Source organism: Streptomyces sp. ICC4, from assembly GCF_003287915.1.
Classification (GTDB): Bacteria; Actinomycetota; Actinomycetes; order Streptomycetales; family Streptomycetaceae; genus Streptomyces; species Streptomyces tritrimontium.
The window spans coordinates 7,157,579-7,175,479 of record NZ_CP030286.1; the positions used below are offsets into that span (position 1 = coordinate 7,157,579).

The following is a 17,901-nucleotide window of genomic DNA, read 5'->3' on the forward strand; positions in this document are numbered from 1 at the left end:
TCTGGGTATGGCTGTGAGCTTGTCGCCGTTGGATGGCTCAAAGACTTGGCCGCCCGGAGCCCCGCGACGACTCGACCGCTAATTGTGAAATGCGATTCGATCGCTGTGTAGGACAACGTCGGCGAGGTCGTCTGCGGGACTGCTGTTGGACGACGAGCTGGCGGAGGTGACCGTGCCCCAGATCTGGGCCGGCGTGGACATCGGCAAGGAACATCACCACTGCGTGGTGATCGACACGGAAGGCGAACGCCTGCTGTCACGGCGTGTCCTCAACGACGAGACAGAGCTGCTCGAGCTGATCAGCGACGTACCCGCTCTCTCCGAGGATGTGCTCTGGGCGGTCGACATCAACCACGGCGGGGCCGCCCTGCTGATCGGTCTCCTGCTCGGCCATGACCAGCCGATGGTCTACCTCACCGGCCTGGCCGTTCACCAGGCATCGGCCGCCTACCGAGGCCAGGGCAAGACGGACGCCAAGGACGCCTTCGTCATCGCCGACCAGGCCCGCATGCGCAAGGACCTCGGCGCACTCCGGCCAGGCGACGAGATAGCAGTCGACCTTAAGAAGTCATCTCATTTGGTGAGTCGGCGGTAGCAGATGAGAGTGCAGGCGATGCTGGCGAAGGCGAGAAAATGCTTTGCCTTGCGTTCAAAGCGGCGGTGTAGGCGGCGGCAGCCGGAGAGCCAGGCCATGGTGCGTTCGACGGTCCAGCGGTGGCGGCCCAGCCGCTGCGAGGATTCAACGCCTCGGCGGGCGATGCGGTGCCTGATTCCGCGTTCACGTAACCACCGTCGCAGGTGGGCGTGGTCGTAGGCCTTGTCCGCGTGCAGCTTGCCGGGTCGGCGCCGGCGGCGTCCGCGGCGGGATCGGATGGGCGGTATGCCGCGGACGAGGGGCTCAAGGGCCTGGCTGTCGTGCAGGTTCGCGCCCGAGGGGCAACCCCTGGGCCACGCCGCCGACCGGCGGCGGCTACCCGGCCCCGCACGGCTTCCCGCCGCCCCCGTCCGCCACCAACGGCCTGGCCGTGGCAGCGCTGATCCTCGGCCTGCTCGGCATCTTCGTCGGCCTCATCCCCTTCTTCTTCTGGGCCGGCGCCCTGCTCGCCCTGACCGGCACCGGCCTGGGCATCGGGGCCATCGTCAAGTCCCGCAAGGGCGCCCCGCGCGGCACGCTGGCCGCCTTCGGCACCGTGCTCAGCGTCCTCGCCATCGCGGCCTCGGTCGGCGGCTGGTTCATCACCGCGAACTTCGTCGGCAAGATCCAGGACAAGGTCGCCGAGGAGAACCGCTACGGCGACTACGAGTTCGACGAGGACGACCTGGTCCTGCCCAGCTCCCCGCCGCTCCCGACGCCCAAGACCTCGCCGTCCCCGTCCCAGGTGCCCGGTCTGACCAGCGCGCTGCCGTTCGGCGAGACGTTCACGTACCCGAGCGGCGTCGAGGTGAAGGTGTCGGTGCCGAAGAAGTACGTCACCGACAACGAGTACATCAAGGTGGGCAACGCGGTGCAGGTGACGCTCACCATCACGAACAACTCGACCGAGAACCTCAACGTCATCTACGCGGTGCCCAACCTCCGCGACGAGCAGGGCCTCGCCGGCAAGCTCGTCTTCGACGGGGAGCTGCCCAAAATGATCAAGGGCGACATCCTGCCGGGCACCACGGCGACCGGGATCATCGCCTGGGAGGTCCCCAAGGGCACCGCGAACCTCACCGCCGACATCAGCCCCGGTGGCCGGCTCCCCTCGGTGAAGTACAGCGGCCCCATCGGCTGATTGCCCGGCTCCCAGGACATCGCGTCAGAAAGACGATTAGACTGGGCCGCGTGCCTCAACTACGCCTCGCTCTGAATCAGATCGACTCGCACGTCGGCAACATCGCCGCCAACGCGGACTCGGTCGTCCACTGGACCCGGCACTCCGCCGAGCAGGGCGCCCACCTGGTGGCGTTCCCGGAGATGGTGCTGACCGGGTACCCCGTCGAGGACCTCGCGCTGCGCGGCTCCTTCGTCGATGCCTCGCGCGCGGCGCTGCGCGGGCTCGCGGAGCGGCTGGCGGCCGAGGGCCTCGGCGACCTGCCGGTCGTCGTCGGCTACCTCGACCGTACGGAGAAGGCCGCGCCGCGGCTCGGCCGCCCGGCGGGGTCCCCGGAGAACGCGGCCGCCGTACTGCACGGCGGCAAGGTCGTCCTGCGCTTCGCCAAGCACCACCTCCCCAACTACGGCGTCTTCGACGAGTTCCGGTACTTCGTACCGGGCGACACCCAGCCCGTGATCCGGGTGCGGGGCGTGGACGTGGCCCTGGCCATCTGCGAGGACCTCTGGCAGGAGGGCGGCCGCGTCCCGGCCACCCGCTCCGCCGGGGCCGGACTGCTGATCTCGATCAACGCGTCCCCGTACGAGCGCAACAAGGACGACCTGCGCCTGGAGCTGGTGCGCAAGCGCGCCCAGGAGGCCGGCTGCACCCTGGCCTACCTGGCGATGATCGGCGGCCAGGACGAGCTGGTCTTCGACGGCGACTCGATCGTGGTCGACGCCGGCGGCGAGGTCATCGCGCGCGCCCCGCAGTTCTCCGAGGGCTGCGTGCTGGTCGACCTCGACCTGCCGGCCGCCTCGGCCTCGCCCGTCGAGGGCGTCGTCGACGACGGCCTGCGCATCGACCGGGTGGTCCTCTCCGAGGAGCCGGTCGAGCCGTACGAGGCGGTCGTGACCGGCGGCTACGCGGAGCGCCTGGAGGACGACGAGGAGATCTACGACGCTCTGGTCGTGGGCCTGCGCGCGTACGTGAAGAAGAACGGCTTCCGCTCGGTCCTGATCGGGCTCTCCGGCGGCATCGACTCCGCGCTCGTCGCCGCCGTCGCCTGCGACGCGATCGGCGCGCAGAACGTGTACGGCGTCTCGATGCCGTCCAAGTACTCCTCGGACCACTCCAAGGGCGACGCGGCGGACCTGGCCGAGCGGACCGGCCTGAACTTCCGGACCGTGTCGATCGAGCCGATGTTCGACGCGTACATGGGCGCGCTGGGCCTGACCGGGCTCGCCGAGGAGAACCTCCAGTCCCGGCTGCGCGGCACCCTGCTGATGGCGCTCTCCAACCAGGAGGGCCACATCGTGCTGGCCCCGGGCAACAAGTCGGAGCTGGCCGTCGGCTACTCCACCCTGTACGGGGACTCGGTGGGCGCGTACGGCCCGATCAAGGACGTCTACAAGTCGGACGTCTTCCGGCTCGCCCGCTACCGCAACCGGGCCGCCGAGGAGCGGGGCGAGACGCCGCCGATCCCGGTCGCGTCGATCGAGAAGCCGCCGAGCGCCGAACTGCGCCCGGGGCAGGTGGACACGGACTCGCTGCCGGACTACCCCGTGCTGGACGGGATCCTGGACCTGTACGTGGACCGCGACCAGGGCCTGGAGGCGATCGTGGCGGCCGGCTACGACCGCGGGCTCGTCGCGAAGACCCTGCGCATGGTGGACACGGCGGAGTACAAGCGCCGGCAGTACCCGCCGGGCACGAAGATCTCCGCGAAGGGCTTCGGCAAGGACCGCCGGCTGCCCATCACGAACGGCTGGCGCGAGCAGGCGTAGGCCGTCCGCTCCGGATCCCGCCGTCCTCGCACCGGTGCCCCGGCCGCTCCTCGGAGCGGCCGGGGCACCGGCATGCGTACGGGCGCCCGTACGGGCGCCGCGGGCCCGGCGGCCGGTCCTACGTGACGGTGACCCGGGCCGCGATGGGGAGGTGGTCGCTGCCCGTGCGGGGCAGGGTCCAGGAGGCCACGGGGGTGACGCCGCGGACCAGGATCTGGTCGATGCGGGCCATGGGGAACTGGGCGGGCCAGCTGAAGCCGAAGCCGTCGCCGGACGCGCCCTGGGTGGAGCGCAGCTGCGAGGTGACCTCGGACAGGGCCCGGTCGTTGACAGTGCCGTTGAGGTCGCCGAGCAGGATGACCTTGCCCAGCGGTTCGGCGGCGAGCGCGGCGCCGAGGGCGTCGGCGCTGTTGTCGCGCTGATTGGCGGTGAAGCCGGCGTTGAGCTTGACGCGGACCGAGGGCAGGTGGGCGACGAAGGCGGCGATGTCGCCGTGGGGGCTGTGCACGGTGGCGCGCATCGCCCGGGTCCACCCCATCTTGATGTCGACGGGCGCGCTGGAGGTCAGCGGGTACTTGCTCCAGAGGCCGACGGTCCCTTCGACCGAGTGGTACTTGTAGGTCTCCGCGAGGGCCTTCTCGTAGACCGGGACGGCGCTGCCCTTGAGCTCGGTCAGGGCCAGGACGTCGGCTCCGGACGTGGCGACGGAGGCGGCGGTCCCCTTCGGGTCGAGGTTGTCGGCGTCGACGTTGTGGGTGGCGACGGTGAGGTTGCCGCCGGCGCCGGCCTTGTCGGTGACCAGTCCGCCGAAGAGGTTCACCCAGACCGCGGCGGTCAGCAGTATCGCGATCAGGGCGGTCGCGGACCGGCGCAGCAGCGCGGCGGCGAAGAGCACCGGGACGGCGAGGCCGAGCCAGGGCAGGAAGGTCTCGGTGAGGCTGCCGAGGTTGCCGATGTCGTTGGGCAGCGAGGCGTGGAAGATCATGACGAGCGAGATCAGGGCCGCGATCGCCGCGAGCACGATCCCGCGGCGCCAGATCCCCCGGTCGCCCCTCAGATCGGCCAGCCGGCGCCGGAGACCGGTTCGGGAGGGCTCGGGGTCCGAGCCGCCGTTCCCCGTCTCCGTCATGTACGCCTGTGCCATGCCACTGCCCTCGCTGCCGTGCTCGCGCTCCGTCCCCGCCCCTTGACCCTAGGCGATATACGGAACGTTCCGTGCCGATTGTCTCGGCCGTACGTCCGGGAGGACGAACGGCCGAGCGGCAACAGTTCCGCTTGTCACGAAACGCGCACATTGGACCGGGCGTGGCCCCGCCGGGCCCCCGCCGGGCCCCCGGCCGGCCCGCGCTGCGCCGGAAGTGTGATGAACGGCGGGAGGAACCGGTCTTCGTGCCACTTCCCGCCCGGGCCGGACGAGTGCCACCATGGTGGTGAGTCCGGGGACGCCGTAAGGGCGCCTCGAGATGAACATCAAGGAGCAGTTGCAATGACGCATGCCGTTTCGCCTGCCCGCGAAGCCGCCTCCCCCACGCTGTACGGAGGCACGGGCACCCGGCGCATCACCGTCCGCGACCTCACCCTCGCCAAGGAACGCGGCGAGAAGTGGCCCATGCTCACCGCCTACGACGCGATGACCGCGTCCGTGTTCGACGAGGCCGGCATCCCGGTCATGCTCGTCGGCGACTCGATGGGCAACTGCCACCTCGGCTACGAGACCACCGTCCCGGTGACGATGGACGAGATGACCCTGCTGTCGGCCGCCGTCGTACGCGGCACCAGCCGCGCGCTGATCGTTGGCGACCTGCCGTTCGGCTCGTACCAGGAAGGCGCCGTGCAGGCGCTGCGCAGCGCCACGCGGCTCGTCAAGGAGGCCGGGGTGGGCGCGGTCAAGCTGGAGGGCGGGGAGCGCTCGCTGGCACAGACCGAGCTGATCGTGCAGTCCGGCATCCCGGTCATGTCCCACCTGGGCCTGACCCCGCAGTCCGTCAACGCCATGGGCTACCGGGTGCAGGGGCGCGGCGACGAGGCCGCCCACCAGCTGCTGCGCGACGCGAAGGCGGCGCAGGACGCGGGCGCCTTCGCGGTGGTGCTGGAGCTGGTCCCGGCCGAGCTGGCCGCCGAGGTCACCCGGTCCCTGCACATCCCGACGGTCGGCATCGGCGCGGGCGCGGAGTGCGACGCGCAGGTGCTGGTGTGGACGGACATGATGGGGCTGACCGGCGGGAAGATGCCGAAGTTCGTCAAGCAGTACGCGAACCTGCGGGCGACCATGGGCGACGCGGCGAAGGCCTTCGCCGAGGACGTGGTCGGCGGAACGTTCCCGCAGGCCGAGCACGCGTTCCACTAGCAGGACCGGTTCATCCGGGGGCCCGCCGACGGACGTCTCGGCGGGCCCCCGCCGTTTTGCCGACCCGCTGCCGACCCGATGTCGACCCGATGTCGGTCCGCCGTCGGTCCGCTGTCGGTCGGATGTCGGTGCTTTGTCAGTGGCGGGTGGTCCCATGGTGGACATGACGCGAATCGACAAGAACCCCCACGCCGTAGAAGTGCGGGGACTGGTCAAGCACTACGGCGAGACCAAAGCCCTCGACGGGGTGGACCTGGATGTCCGCGAAGGCACCGTGCTCGGTGTCCTCGGCCCGAACGGCGCGGGCAAGACCACCCTGGTGCGCTGCCTGTCCACCCTGATCACCCCCGATGCCGGCACGGCCTTCGTCGCCGGCTTCGACGTGGTCCGCCAGCCCCGCCAGCTGCGCCGGACCATAGGCCTGACGGGCCAGTACGCCTCGGTCGACGAGAAGCTCTCCGGCTGGGAGAACCTCTACATGATCGGCCGGCTGCTGGACCTGTCCCGCAAGGACTCCCGCCGGCGCGCCGACGAGCTGCTGGAGCGGTTCTCCCTCACGGAGGCCGCGAAGAAGGCCGTGATGAACTACTCCGGCGGCATGCGGCGCCGGCTCGACCTGGCCGCCTCGATGATCGGCAGCCCGGCCGTGCTGTACCTGGACGAGCCGACGACCGGTCTGGACCCCCGCACCCGCAACGAGGTGTGGGACGAGGTGCAGCGGATGGTCGCCGAGGGGGCCACCGTGCTGCTCACCACCCAGTACATGGAGGAGGCCGAGCAGCTCGCCAGCGAGCTGACGGTCATCGACAAGGGCAAGGTCATCGCCAACGGCAAGGTCGATGAGCTGAAGGCGCGCGTCGGCGGCCGGACCCTGCGGATCCGCCCCTCCGACCCCTCGGACCTGCCGGGCATGGCCCGCTCGCTGGCGGAGGCCGGACTGGACGGGGTGGCCGGTTCCCAGGCCGTCCCGGACGAGGGCGCCCTGCTGGTCCCGATCCTGGCCGACGAGCAGCTGACCGCCGTGGTCGGCCTGCTGGCGGCCCGCGGGTACGGGATCACCGACATCAGCACGTACCTGCCCAGCCTGGACGAGGTGTTCCTGTCCATCACCGGACAGCACCCCTCCGTCGAGGACTCCGTTCCCACCGAGCAGACCGAGGAGGTCGCGGCATGAGCACCGTAACCACGAAGCCCCGTCCCGCCACGGCCGCCCCGGCCGGCGGGCCCGCCCCGGCCGATGACGGCCGGATCGGCCTGCGGGGCAATCTCCGCCACATCGGCGCCCTGGCGCGGCGCAACGTCCTGCAGATCAAGCAGGACCCGGAGTCGATGTTCGACGTCCTGTTCATGCCGATCATCTTCACGCTGCTGTTCGTGTTCGTCTTCGGCGGCGCGATCGCGGGCAAGGGCAACCAGGGCGAGTACGTCAACTACGTGGTGCCGGGCCTGATGGCGATGATGGGCATGAACATCGCCATGGGTGTCGGCACCGGGGTCAACGACGACTTCAAGAAGGGCGTGATGGACCGGTTCCGGTCCATGCCCATCGCCCGTTCCTCGGTGCTCATCGCCAAGATCGTGGTCGAGCTCGGCCGGATGATGGTCGCCATCGCGATCCTGCTCGGCATGGGCTTCCTGCTCGGCCTGTCGATCAAGACCTCCGTGCTGGACCTGTTCCTGTCCATCGGACTGGCGGCGATCTTCGGTTCCTCGCTGATGTGGATCTTCATCCTGCTGGGTCTCGCCATGAAGACCCCCCAGGCCGTCCAGGGCATGGCGATGCTGGTCCTGATGCCGCTGCAGTTCGGCAGCTCGATCTTCGCCCCGACGACGACGATGCCCGGCTGGCTGCAGAGCTTCACCGACGTCAACCCGCTGTCCAACCTGGCCGATGCGGCCCGGGCCCTGATCAACGGGACCCCGATCGGCAACTCCGTGTGGATCACGCTGGCCTGGTCGGTCGGCATCACGCTGGTGACGATGCCGCTCGCCGTGCGGAGGTTCCGCCAGAAGACCTGACCCGCGGACCGGTCCGTTCCGGATCGCGTCCCGGGCGGACCCAGGTCGGGGACCGGGTCAGACGAGGGCGGCGGCCTCCTTCAGGGTGAGGCCGCCGCCTTCGGCGTACGCCGCCTCGTAGGCGCTGTCGCCGAGCGCGGCCCGGGCCAGGCCCTCGGCCAGCTCGGCGTCCGCACGCTCGGTGGTGACCGGGAAGTGCGCGGGCGGCACCAGCGCCCGGTAGGCGCCCATCAGCTCCGCGGCCCGGCGGCCCCGGACCGGGCCGCCGGCTCCGGCGTGGGCGACGGCGGCGGTCAGCAGGTACACGGCCGGAAGGTGCGGGGCGATCATCAGGGCGAGCGGGTCCCGGACGCTCTCGATGGCCCGGCGGACCGTCACGAGGGCGCTCTCGTACGCGTCCTCCTGGTTGTCGAGCCAGGCCATCGTGCCGAGCAGGAACCCGTCGAAGATGGCGTAGGCGCCGAAGGAGAACTCGTCGCGCAGGGACTGGAGCTGCGCGCGGGCCTCGGCGATGCGGCCGGTGCGGCCGTAGATGCCCGCGAGGAACATCCGGGCGGCGGGCATGGCCTCGTTGCCGGAGTGCTGGATGCCGGGGAGCAGTCCGGTGAGGAGCTCCTCCGCCTCCTCCATGTGGCCGCTCTCGACGAGGGTCCCGGCCATCCGCACCTGCAGCACCGAGACCTGGGCCTGGGCGCCGAGCCGCCGGGCGTGCTCGATGGCGGCCCGGAAGTCGTCGGCGGCCAGGGCGTACGCGCCGCGCTTCTCCATGGCCTCGGCGCGGGCGGAGAGCGCCTCGGCGCAGCCCCAGTCGTCGCCGAGCGAGCGGAAGATCGCGAGGCTCTCCTCCGCGTCGCGCGAGGCGTCGCCGGCCCAGTCTGCGCGGTTGGCCAGGACGTTGGCGCGCAGTTGGAGGGCGGAGGCGAGCTCCCAGCGGTAGCCGAGGCCGCGGGCGGTCCGCACGGTCTCCTCGATGACGTCGCGCAGCAGGTCGGCATCGCCCGAGATCATCACGGCGTACACCCACATCAGGGCGGGGGCCCGGCAGGTTTGCGGCAGCCCGGGGCGGTAGGCGGCGACCATGCCGTCGACCTGGGCGCGGACCTCCGGGCTGGACCAGTTGTCGCTGGTCTGGTCCCGGGATGCCAGGCACATGATCTGGATGCCGCGCCAGGCCTCGGTGAGCAGCTCGCCCTCGTAGGGCGGGGGCGTGTCGACGACCCGCTCGTAGAGGGGCGGCGCGGGGACCACGGGCGGGGCGAAGGGGTCGGGGCCGAGGGCCGCGGCGGCCGCGGACCAGTGGCGGAGCTCGGCGCGCAGGTCGTGCATCTGCCAGTACCAGGCGAGGGAGTGGACGACGCAGAGCACCTCGCCGACGTCCCGGGCGGCGACGGCCCGGCGCAGGGCCGTACGGAGGTTCTCGTACTCGGTGGCGATCCGGTCGGCGGCGGCGCGCTGGCCGTGGCCGCGCAGCTGCGGCTCGATGGTGCGGACGAGTTCCCGGTAGTGGGTGAGGTGGCGGCGGCCCGTGTCGGCGAGGTCGTCGCCTGCCTGGGCGAGGCGCTCGGCGGCGTACTCGGCGACGGTCTCCAGGAGCCGGTAGCGCATGCCGTTGCCGTCCGCGCCGGGGGCGGCGACGACGAGGGACTTGTCGACGAGGGAGCCGAGGAGGTCGGCGACGCCGGCGGCCCCGTCCGTGTCGCCGGCGTCGGCGCAGACGGCTTCGGCGGCGTCGAGGTCGCAGCCGCCGGCGAAGACGGACAGGCGGCGCAGGACCGCCCGTTCGGGCTCGTCGAGAAGGTCCCAGGACCAGTCGACGACCGCGCGCAGGGTCTGCTGGCGGGGCAGGACGGTACGGCTGCCGCTGGTCAGGAGCCGAAAGCGGTCGTCGAGGCGGTCGGCGATCTGGCGGGGGGTCAGCAGCCTGAGCCGGGCGGCGGCCAGCTCGATGGCGAGCGGCATCCCGTCCAGCCGACGGCAGATCTCGACGGCGGCGGCCGGGTCGTCGTCGACCGTGAACCCGGCCCGGGCGGCGGAGCCCCGGTCGTCCAGCAGCCGCAGCGCGACGGGGTCGGGCAGCGGATCCACGGGGCGCAGCGTCTCGCCGGGCACGCCGAGGGGCTCGCGGCTGGTGGCCAGGATCCGGACTCCGGGGCAGTGCGCGAGCACCTCCGCGGCGAGGCGGGCGGCGGCGCCGATGACGTGCTCGCAGTTGTCGAGGATCAGGAGCAGGCGGCGCCGGGCGCAGTGCTCGGCGAGCCGGTCGAGGGCACTGTCCCCGCCGCGCTCGGTGAGTACCCGCATCTCCTCGGCGGAGGCGCCGCGCAGCTTGGTCTCGCGGGCGCCGAGCGCGGCGAGGGCCGCTTCGGCGACGTCCTCGGGGTCGGCGGGGCCGTCGACGGGGGCCAGCTCGACGAACCACACCCCGTCGGGCCAGCCGCCCCCGGCGTGGGCCTCGGCGGCCTCCTGCGACAGCCGGGTCTTGCCGGCGCCGCCGGGCCCGAGCAGGGTGACGAGCCGGGCCCGTGCGAGATCGTCGCCGATGGCCCGGATGTCGTCCTCCCGGCCGACGAACGTCGTGAGCCGGGCCCGCAGATTGCCCTGTCCGGGCGGTACGGGTCCCTGCGCGGCGGGGGCCGGCTTTTATACACATCTCCGAGCCCACGAGACAGGCAGAGAGGATCATCGGTAAGATGAGATGTGGGTAAGGGCCAGGTCCCCCGTGAGGGCGTCCGGGAGCTCCTCCAGGACGAGGGCGGCCGGGGCGTACGCGTACTCCCCGTCGTAGGCGAGCGGGGTGCCGGCCGGGATGTCGCCGACACGCAGGCTCCGCAGCCGGGTGGCGGCGTGGACCGGCGAGCGGGTCAGCGGGCCCGCGAGGGCGGCGGCGAGCAGGCGGGGGCCGGGGCGGCCGCCGCCGTGGACGAGCCGGACGTCGAGCAGGCCCTCCCCCAGGCTCTCGCGGTAGCGGGGCGCCGGGCCCGTGCCCCGGTAGGTGCCGTTGCCCGCGAAGAGCAGCCAGACGCTGCGCGGGCGTCCGGCGAGCGTGAGGCGTACGGGGCGCTGCGCGCGCAGGACCCGCCAGGCCGCCAGCAGGGCGGCGGGACCGCCGCCGATCCGGGGCGCCCAGCGGAGCCGGTGGCCCAGCAGCTCCGGGTAGGCCCCGATGCTGAAGTTGTTCAGGAAGTAGCCGGCCCTCGGGTCCTCGGGGTCCGGGCCCGGGGTGAAGCGGCCGATTCCGATGTGGACCGCGTGCCCGGCCGCCACGGCCCGGCAGGTGTCTTCGGTGCCGGCGAGGCCGAGGTCCAGCGCGAAGTGGTTGAGCGTGCCGCCGGGGAACACCGCCAGCGGGATCCCGGCGCGCAACGCGGCGGTGGCGGCCGCGTTGATCGTGCCGTCGCCGCCGCACACGCCGAGCACGGTGGAACGGTCGGCCGCCCTGGCCAGTTCGGCGACGAGTTCGGGCCCGCCGCACTCGACGAACTCGGCCTTGGGCAGCCGCTCCCGCACCGTGTCGAGCCCCGCCGCGGCGGCCGAGCCCGAGCCGGAGTTGACCACGACCGTGAGCCCGGCGCCGTCGGGCAGCGCCGGCGCGGTGGAGGCCGTCCGCTCGTCGCCCGGCACGATCCGGGCCTCCTCGACGTCCCGCGTGAGGCGGCGTACGACGAGTCCCGCCGCCACCCCGAGCGCCCCCCCGGCGAGCACGTCGGAGGGGTAGTGGACCCCGGTGTACACCCGGGAGAAGGCGACGGAGGCGGCCACCGGGGCCAGCGCGGCGCCCCAGCCCGGGGACTCCAGGGCCACGCCAGCAGCGAAGGCGAACGCGGACGCCGAATGCCCCGAGGGGAAGGACGTGGTCTGCGGCTGCGTGGCGAGCCGGCGCCCGGCGGGCACCCCGTCCAGCATCGGGCGCGGCCGGCGCACCGACCACTTGCCGACGGTGTTGATGGTCGCGGAGGCCAGCGCCAGCGAGGCGAGTCCGCGTACGGCGGCCTTGCGGGCCCCGGCCGAGCCGAAGACGGCGAGGGCCGCGGCGGTCCCGCCCCACAGCACCCCGTGGTTCGCGGCCCGCCCGAGCCGCGGCAGCACCCGGTCGGCCCCCGGCCAGTGCCGGCGGGCCACCACGTCGAACAGCCACCGGTCGCCCCGCGCGACCGCACCCCGCCAGGTCAACTCTTGATCAGCCATTTCCTGCCTCTACCCGCGATCCTCCCCCGGAATCGGACCCTGGCCGGGCCCGTCCTCCAGGGGGCGCTTGCGCAGGAGCAGGACGACCAGTCCGCCCAGGACCACCAGGCCCACCGCCAGGGAGGCGATCACCGGGGTGGCCGCGGAGCTGCCGCTGGAGGCCAGCCGCTCCTCCGAGGTGTCCGGGCCCGCCGCGGAGGCGGGTGCGGACACCGCGCCGAGCGTGGTGACGGCCGTGCCCGCCTCCACCGCACCGGCCGGCCGTACGTCGGGAGCCTGCGGCCACCGCGCCGTCGCCGTGGCCACGGCGGCGGACTGGCTGGACCCGGCGACGATGTGGACCTGCGCCGGGATCCCGCTGGTGAAGACCCGCCCGACCGGTACCCGGGTGGAGCCGTGGACGGTGACCGAGGCCGTGCCGTCCGGCGTCCCCGCCGGCACCTCGAAGAACAGCTTGCTCCCGTTGGCGGCGGCGGTGACGGGCCGCCCCTCGGCGTCCACCACCCGCACCCCCATGGCCACGGCCGCGGCGTCCGGGGTCACGCTCACGCTCTGCGCGCTCGTCCGCACGGTGACCGGCCCGATCCGGGTGCCCAGCGGTCCCGACACCTCGCCCGGGTCCACCGCCAGCGAGGCCGGCGGCTCCGGCAGCCGGCCGGCTTCCCGCATGAGGTAGTCCGCCAGCTTCTCCGCCTGCGGGTCGGCGGCCTCCACGCGCACGCCGTCGGCCAGCCGCCAGATGGCCACCTGGGTGCCGGCCGCCGCGCTCTCCGCGGTGAGCGCGGCGGCCCCGGCCGCCTTGGCGAGCCCGGCCAGATCGTTCAGCTGGGGGTAGGAGTGCTCCAGGACCCAGCGGATCCGGGCCGCCTCGCCGTTGCCGGCGAGCGGCGTACCGCTCCACCCGCTCTCCGTGTAGCGGGTCTGGGGCTGCGCGTTGCCCGCGACGCCGACCCCGTAGGTCTGGAGCATCCCGCCCCCGTCGACCCGCATCTCGTACAGCCCGGCGGGGATCTGCCGCACCGAGCCGTCCGCGCCGCGCAGGACCGCCTGCCCGTAGGTCTTCAGCCCGTCGAGCACGGCGCTCGCGCCCTCCGGGGTCCGGGGTGCGCCGGGGCCGCCGTCGGCGGCGGCCCCGGCGGCCGGCGCCGCCGCCAGCGCGGCGGCGAGCAGCGCGACCGCGAGCGGGCGCCGCGCGGAGCCCCGTGGGGCCGCGGCGGCAGGACCGGTGGCCGGACCGGGGGCCGGACCGGGGGCCGGACCGGGGGCCGGCGCGACGGCAGGAGCCGCGACCGGATCGACCGGATCGGCCTGAGGAGCGGTGGCAGGAGCAACAGCGCGAACAGGAGCCGGAGCCGGGACAGGAACAGGAGCGCGAACAGGAGCGGGAGCAGGAGCGGAGGATGCGGGAACGGCAATCGACACAGTCTTCCCCTTCGGGCCGAAGGCCCAGGTGCCCGTGAGTACCGGGGAATCCTAGCCTCTTCGAACACTCAGACCACCGCCGCCTTCTGAGTGCCCATCAGCGGGGTGTCCGTTCTGACGACCCGCCGGAAGGCCGCCGTACCGCGGTTGAGGTCGTGTCCGATGGCCGTCGCGTCGATCTGCGCGGAGAACCACCTGTTCCCCTCCCCGTCGGGCGGGTCCTCGCGCACCCGCAGCCGCCCGTGGACCACCAGCGGTTCGCCGACGGAAACGGATCCGGCGAGGTTCACGGCGAGGCCGCGCCGGGCCCACACCGTGTAGAAGCTGGTGGGCGCGTCCGCCCAGGCCTCCTTCTTCCGGTCGAAGTACCTCGGGGTCACCGCGAAGCGGAACCGGGCCGCGGGGCCGCTCGGCGTCTCCTTGTAGTCGATCTGGGTGGCCACGTAGCCCACCAGCGTCACCTGGGTGTCGTTCATCCCGGCCGTCCTCCCGGGGCCGCGGCCGCCCGCTCGGCGAAGCGCCCGCCCGACCCGCATTCCGTACCCGTCCGGACCATCCGCACGAGGTACGACCATGCTGGCCCGGTCCGCCGGAATCCGCCGGAGCCTGTGGATTACTGACGGGTTGTGGACAACTTCGCCACCGTCGCGTACTGCTCGCGCACCTCCCGGTAGCGCAGCAGCTCGGCCGCCACCGGCTCCAGCACCCGCGCCCGCCCGCAGCCGGCCGCAGCCTGCCGCAGCCGCCGCTCCGCGTCCTGCCCGTAGCGCCGTGCCGGGCCCCGGGCCCCGATCGAGCAGGCCCACTCCACGAGCGGTCCGCCGATGATGCCCGCCACCATCAGGAGCACCGGCGGCATCAGCTTCGGTTCCAGGACTCCGGCGATCTGTCCGACCAGCCAGAGCCCGCCGTAGATCTGCAGGAGCGTCATGGCCGCCTGCGCGAGGACCGCCGCAGGCCACCAGGAGGGTCGCGGGGGCTTGACGCTGGGCACCGCGACCGCCGCGCCCAGCGTCACCGCGATCTCGTCGAGCGCCTCCGGGAGCCCCTCCGCTCCGCGCACCGCGGTCTCCCGTACGGCCTGCGCCCACGGGTCGGGCAGGCCGCGTACCGCCTCGTCGGCGACGGTCCGCACGGCCTGTTCCACCCGCTGACGGGCCGTCACCTCCTCCTCGACCGGCAGCTCGGAGGCCGTCGCGGAGCGTCCGATCGCCGCCAGGGCGGCGAGGCCGGCCAGCGAGCGCGGGGCGCGCCGGCTCTCGTACCAGCGCCACAGGCGCAGCCACGGGGTCCCGCACGCCTTTCCGGCGTTGCGCCGCCAGGCGCGCTCGGCGGCCAGCCCGGCCGCATACGCGCCGACCGCCTCGGCGAGCCGGTCCTCGAACTCGGCGCGCGCCGTCTCCCCGATTTCCGGGCCGGGGTGGCCGTCGGCGACGTAGAGCGGCCGCAGGCGGGTGGCGGCCTTGTCCACGTCCGCGGAGATCCGCCGGGTGGCGGCTCCCTTCTCCTGGGTGAACTGTCCGAGGAGCTCGCGCAGTTCCCCGACTCCTTCACCCGTAAGAGCGGAGATCCCGAGGACGGTGGCGCCGGGTTCGCCGTGCTCGCCGAGGGCGATCCCGTCGTCGTCGAGGAGCCTGCGCAGATCGTCCAGTACGAGGTCGGCGGCCTCGCCGGGCAGCCGGTCCACCTGGTTCAGCACGACGAAGGTCACCTCCGCGTGCCCGGCCAGCGGCCGCAGGTACCGCTCGTGCAGCACCGCGTCCGCGTACTTCTCCGGGTCCACCACCCACACCACGGCATCGACCAGCGCCAGCACCCGGTCCACGTGGTCGCGGTGCGCGCCGACCGCCGAGTCCAGGTCGGGCAGATCGACGAGGACCATTCCGCGCAGCGCTTCCGCCTCCGAGGTCTCACGGGGGCGGCGGCGCAGGCGTCCGGGGATCTCGAGGCGGTCGAGGAGGCCGGCCGCGCCGTCGGACCAGCTGCAGGCGATGGGTGCGGCGGTCGTCGGCCTGCGCAGCCCGGTTTCGGAGATCTGCACTCCGGCGAGCGAGTTGAAGAGGGTGGACTTGCCGCTTCCGGTGGCGCCCGCGATGGCGACGACCGTGTGCTGCGCGGAGAGCCCGCGCCGTGCGGCGGCCTCGTCGAGGACCCGTCCGGCTTCGGCGAGGGTCTTGCCGTCGAGGATCCTGGTCCGGGAAAGCCCGATGAGCTGGCGCAGCGCGTCGAGGCGGACGCGCAGCGCCTGCGCCTCGGGACTGAGCGGAGGTGCGGGCGCCTTGCCCCCATCGCTCCCGGCGCCGGAAACCGCCCGTACGAGCGCCTCGTCACCCTCGTCGTCGCCGGTCGCGGGCCAGTCGTCGTCGGTGACCCGGGGACGCGAGCGTGCGATGAGTCCGTCGTCCCAGCGGTCGTCGGTGCGGTCGGTCAGGGCAGTCACCTCATCACCTCTCCTTCTGCAGTAGGGACAGGGCGGCGATCAGCTCGGCCTGGGGTTCGGGGCTCACTTCGAGTGCCTCGATCGGGGCGAGGCGGCGGTCGCGTTCGGCGCGCAGCACCTGGTCGAGGTGTTCGCCGACGAGCTCGCCGCCCCGGTCGCGCAGGCGTACGGCGGCCTGTACCCCGATCCGCTCGGCGAGCTTCTCCCCCGCCGGGCGGGCCCGCTTGCCTCCGAGGAGGGCGGCGACCAGCAGGGCGGCCACCCCGTCGGGGTCGGGCGCGGGCTGCTTCTCGAGCCGCGCCACCTCGTCCTCGGCGAGTTCCTCCAGCACGCGCCGCCAGCGCCGTACCGCCATGCCGATACGTTCCGCCGCCTCCCGGTCGGGGGCGGGCAGTGCGACGGCGCCCGCGGCCGGCTCGCGCCGCCAGGCCTCGGCGATCCGTTCGTCGGCGGCGGCCACGGCGCACTGGAGCAGCGCGGCGAGGGATTCCGCGAGGGAGTCGAGGAGTTCGTCGGCGCTGGTGTCGAGGGGGTAGCCGCGCCAGCGGGTCAGCGCGTCCCCGGCGAGCACCGCGCCGCGGTCGAGCCGGTTGCGGACCCTCTTGCCCTCCCTCTTGTAGGCGTCTTCGACGGCGGAAGTCAGCCGTACGGCGGCAGCGTGCTGGGCCGCGACGGCCGAGGCGAGCTCCGGCATCCGGCGCCCGAGGGAGTCGAGCGCGCCGAGCGCGGTGCGTCCGACGGCGTACTGCCGGGCGGCCGGATCCTGCGCGTGGTGGGCGAGCCAGGCGAAGAGCGGCGCGACGGCGCTGGCGGGCAGGAGCCCGCCTCCGCCGGCCGATTCGGGCAGCTCGGGGACGGTGAACCGGGGTACGTCGCCCAGCCCGGCCCGTGTGAGCAGGGCCCCGTACTGCCGGGAGACCTCGGCGAGCACCTGGTGCGGCACCCGGTCGAGGACGGTGATCAGGGTGGCCTTGTACTGCTTGGCGGTGCGCAGGAGGTGCCAGGGCACGGCGTCCGCGTACCGCGATGCGGTGGTGACCATGACCCAGACGTCGGCGGCGCAGATGAGTTCGGCGGCGAGCGTCCGGTTGTCGACGACGAGGGAGTCGATGTCGGGGGCGTCGAGGATGGCGAGACCGCGGGGCAGGGTGGAGACGGTCTCGATGCGTACTTCGCGGGCGGTGTGCCCGTGGGGCTGCGGTGGTCTGTGGGGGGTTCTGCGGGCTGCCGGCAGGGCGTCTTCCTCGCCCTGCGGAACCCAGACGCGCATCAGGTCGGGCAGCACCCTCACCCCGGCGAACCAGTGATGATCATCCGGATGGCAGACAAGCACGGGGGTGCGTGTCGTGGGCCGGAGTACCCCGGCCTCACTCACTTGGCGCCCTACGAGGGAGTTGACGAGGGTGGACTTACCGGCTCCGGTGGACCCGCCGACGACGGCGAGCAGCGGCGCCTCCGGCGCCTTCAGCCGGGGTACGAGGTAGTCGTCGAGCTGCGCGAGCAGCTCGGCTCTGGTTTGGCGGGCGCGGGGGGCGCCGGGCAGGGGCAGCGGCAGACGCACGGACGCGACCCGGTCGCGCAGGGCGGACAGGGCATCGAGCAGCTGAGGCCGAACATCCAAGGTCACCACATGCGAAGAATGCCCAATTTGGGACCATTTTTGAAGCTTATACGTCCTCTGCGCGCCGACCGCTACTCCACTGGGACATCCTGGACACAGCGGACGAGTGGGGCGCAGGCATAACGAGTGCACAACACCCAGGGCGCCACGGCGCAAAAGCGGTGCGAGAATCGCACCTGCCTGCGATTATCGGGACCGCTTCACCGAACCTCCACATCGTGGCACGCGAGTGAAGCAACCGGGACAAGGCAACCGGAGCCCTATCCTTGACCCGGCACGGACCACAG

Annotated in this window: 11 protein-coding genes and 3 pseudogenes; 6 read left to right on the forward strand and 8 right to left on the reverse strand. The window is 73.0% G+C overall.

Annotation, left to right across the window (positions count from 1 at the left end; translation table 11 throughout):
- Positions 1 to 172: 172 nt before the first annotated feature.
- A pseudogene (locus DRB89_RS33605) lies at positions 173 to 565 on the forward strand (IS110 family transposase); the annotation flags it as partial.
- 8 nt (positions 566 to 573) lie between these two features.
- Here DRB89_RS33605 and DRB89_RS33610 read toward each other — a convergent pair.
- A pseudogene (locus DRB89_RS33610) lies at positions 574 to 933 on the reverse strand (transposase); the annotation flags it as partial.
- A gap of 92 nt (positions 934 to 1,025) precedes the next feature.
- Between DRB89_RS33610 and DRB89_RS33615 the strand changes: the two are divergent.
- Together DRB89_RS33615 and DRB89_RS33620 are read left to right on the forward strand one after the other, a co-directional pair.
- Positions 1,026 to 1,775, forward strand: coding sequence for a DUF4352 domain-containing protein (locus DRB89_RS33615; RefSeq protein WP_162688830.1), 750 nt, complete (start codon positions 1,026 to 1,028; stop codon positions 1,773 to 1,775).
- A gap of 50 nt (positions 1,776 to 1,825) precedes the next feature.
- Positions 1,826 to 3,580: an NAD+ synthase gene (locus DRB89_RS33620; RefSeq protein WP_204357882.1), complete on the forward strand. Its 1,755-nt coding sequence runs from the start codon at positions 1,826 to 1,828 to the stop codon at positions 3,578 to 3,580.
- A gap of 118 nt (positions 3,581 to 3,698) precedes the next feature.
- Here DRB89_RS33620 and DRB89_RS33625 read toward each other — a convergent pair whose 3' ends face one another.
- Positions 3,699 to 4,724: an endonuclease/exonuclease/phosphatase family protein gene (locus DRB89_RS33625; protein ID WP_112451913.1), complete on the reverse strand. Its 1,026-nt coding sequence runs from the start codon at positions 4,722 to 4,724 to the stop codon at positions 3,699 to 3,701.
- Between the two features lie 342 nt (positions 4,725 to 5,066).
- On the opposite strand from DRB89_RS33625, the gene panB reads away from it, so the two are divergent.
- The 3 genes from panB (at position 5,067) to DRB89_RS33640 (ending at position 7,946) form a co-directional block, all read left to right on the forward strand.
- Positions 5,067 to 5,927 carry a 3-methyl-2-oxobutanoate hydroxymethyltransferase gene (gene panB / locus DRB89_RS33630; RefSeq protein WP_112463540.1) on the forward strand — a complete coding sequence of 287 codons (861 nt, stop codon included), beginning with the start codon at positions 5,067 to 5,069 and terminating at the stop codon, positions 5,925 to 5,927.
- A 154-nt stretch (positions 5,928 to 6,081) separates the two neighbouring features.
- Positions 6,082 to 7,101 carry an ATP-binding cassette domain-containing protein gene (locus DRB89_RS33635; RefSeq protein ID WP_204357881.1) on the forward strand — a complete coding sequence of 340 codons (1,020 nt, stop codon included), beginning with the start codon at positions 6,082 to 6,084 and terminating at the stop codon, positions 7,099 to 7,101.
- The gene (locus DRB89_RS33640; RefSeq protein ID WP_112451911.1) at positions 7,098 to 7,946 is read left to right on the forward strand and encodes an ABC transporter permease; all 849 of its coding nucleotides are present in this window, start codon (positions 7,098 to 7,100) and stop codon (positions 7,944 to 7,946) included. The genes DRB89_RS33635 and DRB89_RS33640 overlap by 4 nt, the downstream gene beginning before the upstream one ends.
- 57 nt (positions 7,947 to 8,003) lie before the next feature.
- Here the strand turns inward: DRB89_RS33640 and DRB89_RS33645 are convergent.
- From DRB89_RS33645 to DRB89_RS33670, 6 genes and pseudogenes are all read right to left on the reverse strand, one after another.
- Positions 8,004 to 10,544 (reverse strand): annotated as a pseudogene (locus tag DRB89_RS33645) (AAA family ATPase); the annotation flags it as partial.
- Positions 10,545 to 10,625: 81 nt separating this feature from the next.
- Positions 10,626 to 12,131 carry a bifunctional phosphatase PAP2/diacylglycerol kinase family protein gene (locus DRB89_RS33650; RefSeq protein WP_112463542.1) on the reverse strand — a complete coding sequence of 502 codons (1,506 nt, stop codon included), beginning with the start codon at positions 12,129 to 12,131 and terminating at the stop codon, positions 10,626 to 10,628.
- Between the two features lie 9 nt (positions 12,132 to 12,140).
- The gene (locus DRB89_RS33655) at positions 12,141 to 13,553 is read right to left on the reverse strand and encodes a thioester domain-containing protein (RefSeq protein WP_239516463.1); all 1,413 of its coding nucleotides are present in this window, start codon (positions 13,551 to 13,553) and stop codon (positions 12,141 to 12,143) included.
- A 68-nt stretch (positions 13,554 to 13,621) separates the two neighbouring features.
- A complete protein-coding gene (locus DRB89_RS33660; RefSeq protein WP_112451956.1) occupies positions 13,622 to 14,029 on the reverse strand; it encodes a single-stranded DNA-binding protein in 408 nt (135 codons plus the stop codon).
- A gap of 137 nt (positions 14,030 to 14,166) precedes the next feature.
- Positions 14,167 to 15,993, reverse strand: coding sequence for a YfjP family GTPase (locus DRB89_RS33665; RefSeq protein ID WP_112451957.1), 1,827 nt, complete (start codon positions 15,991 to 15,993; stop codon positions 14,167 to 14,169).
- A 4-nt stretch (positions 15,994 to 15,997) separates the two neighbouring features.
- Complete coding sequence (locus tag DRB89_RS33670; protein ID WP_112451958.1) at positions 15,998 to 17,614, reverse strand: dynamin family protein; 1,617 nt, start codon at positions 17,612 to 17,614, stop codon at positions 15,998 to 16,000.
- Positions 17,615 to 17,901 lie beyond the last annotated feature (287 nt).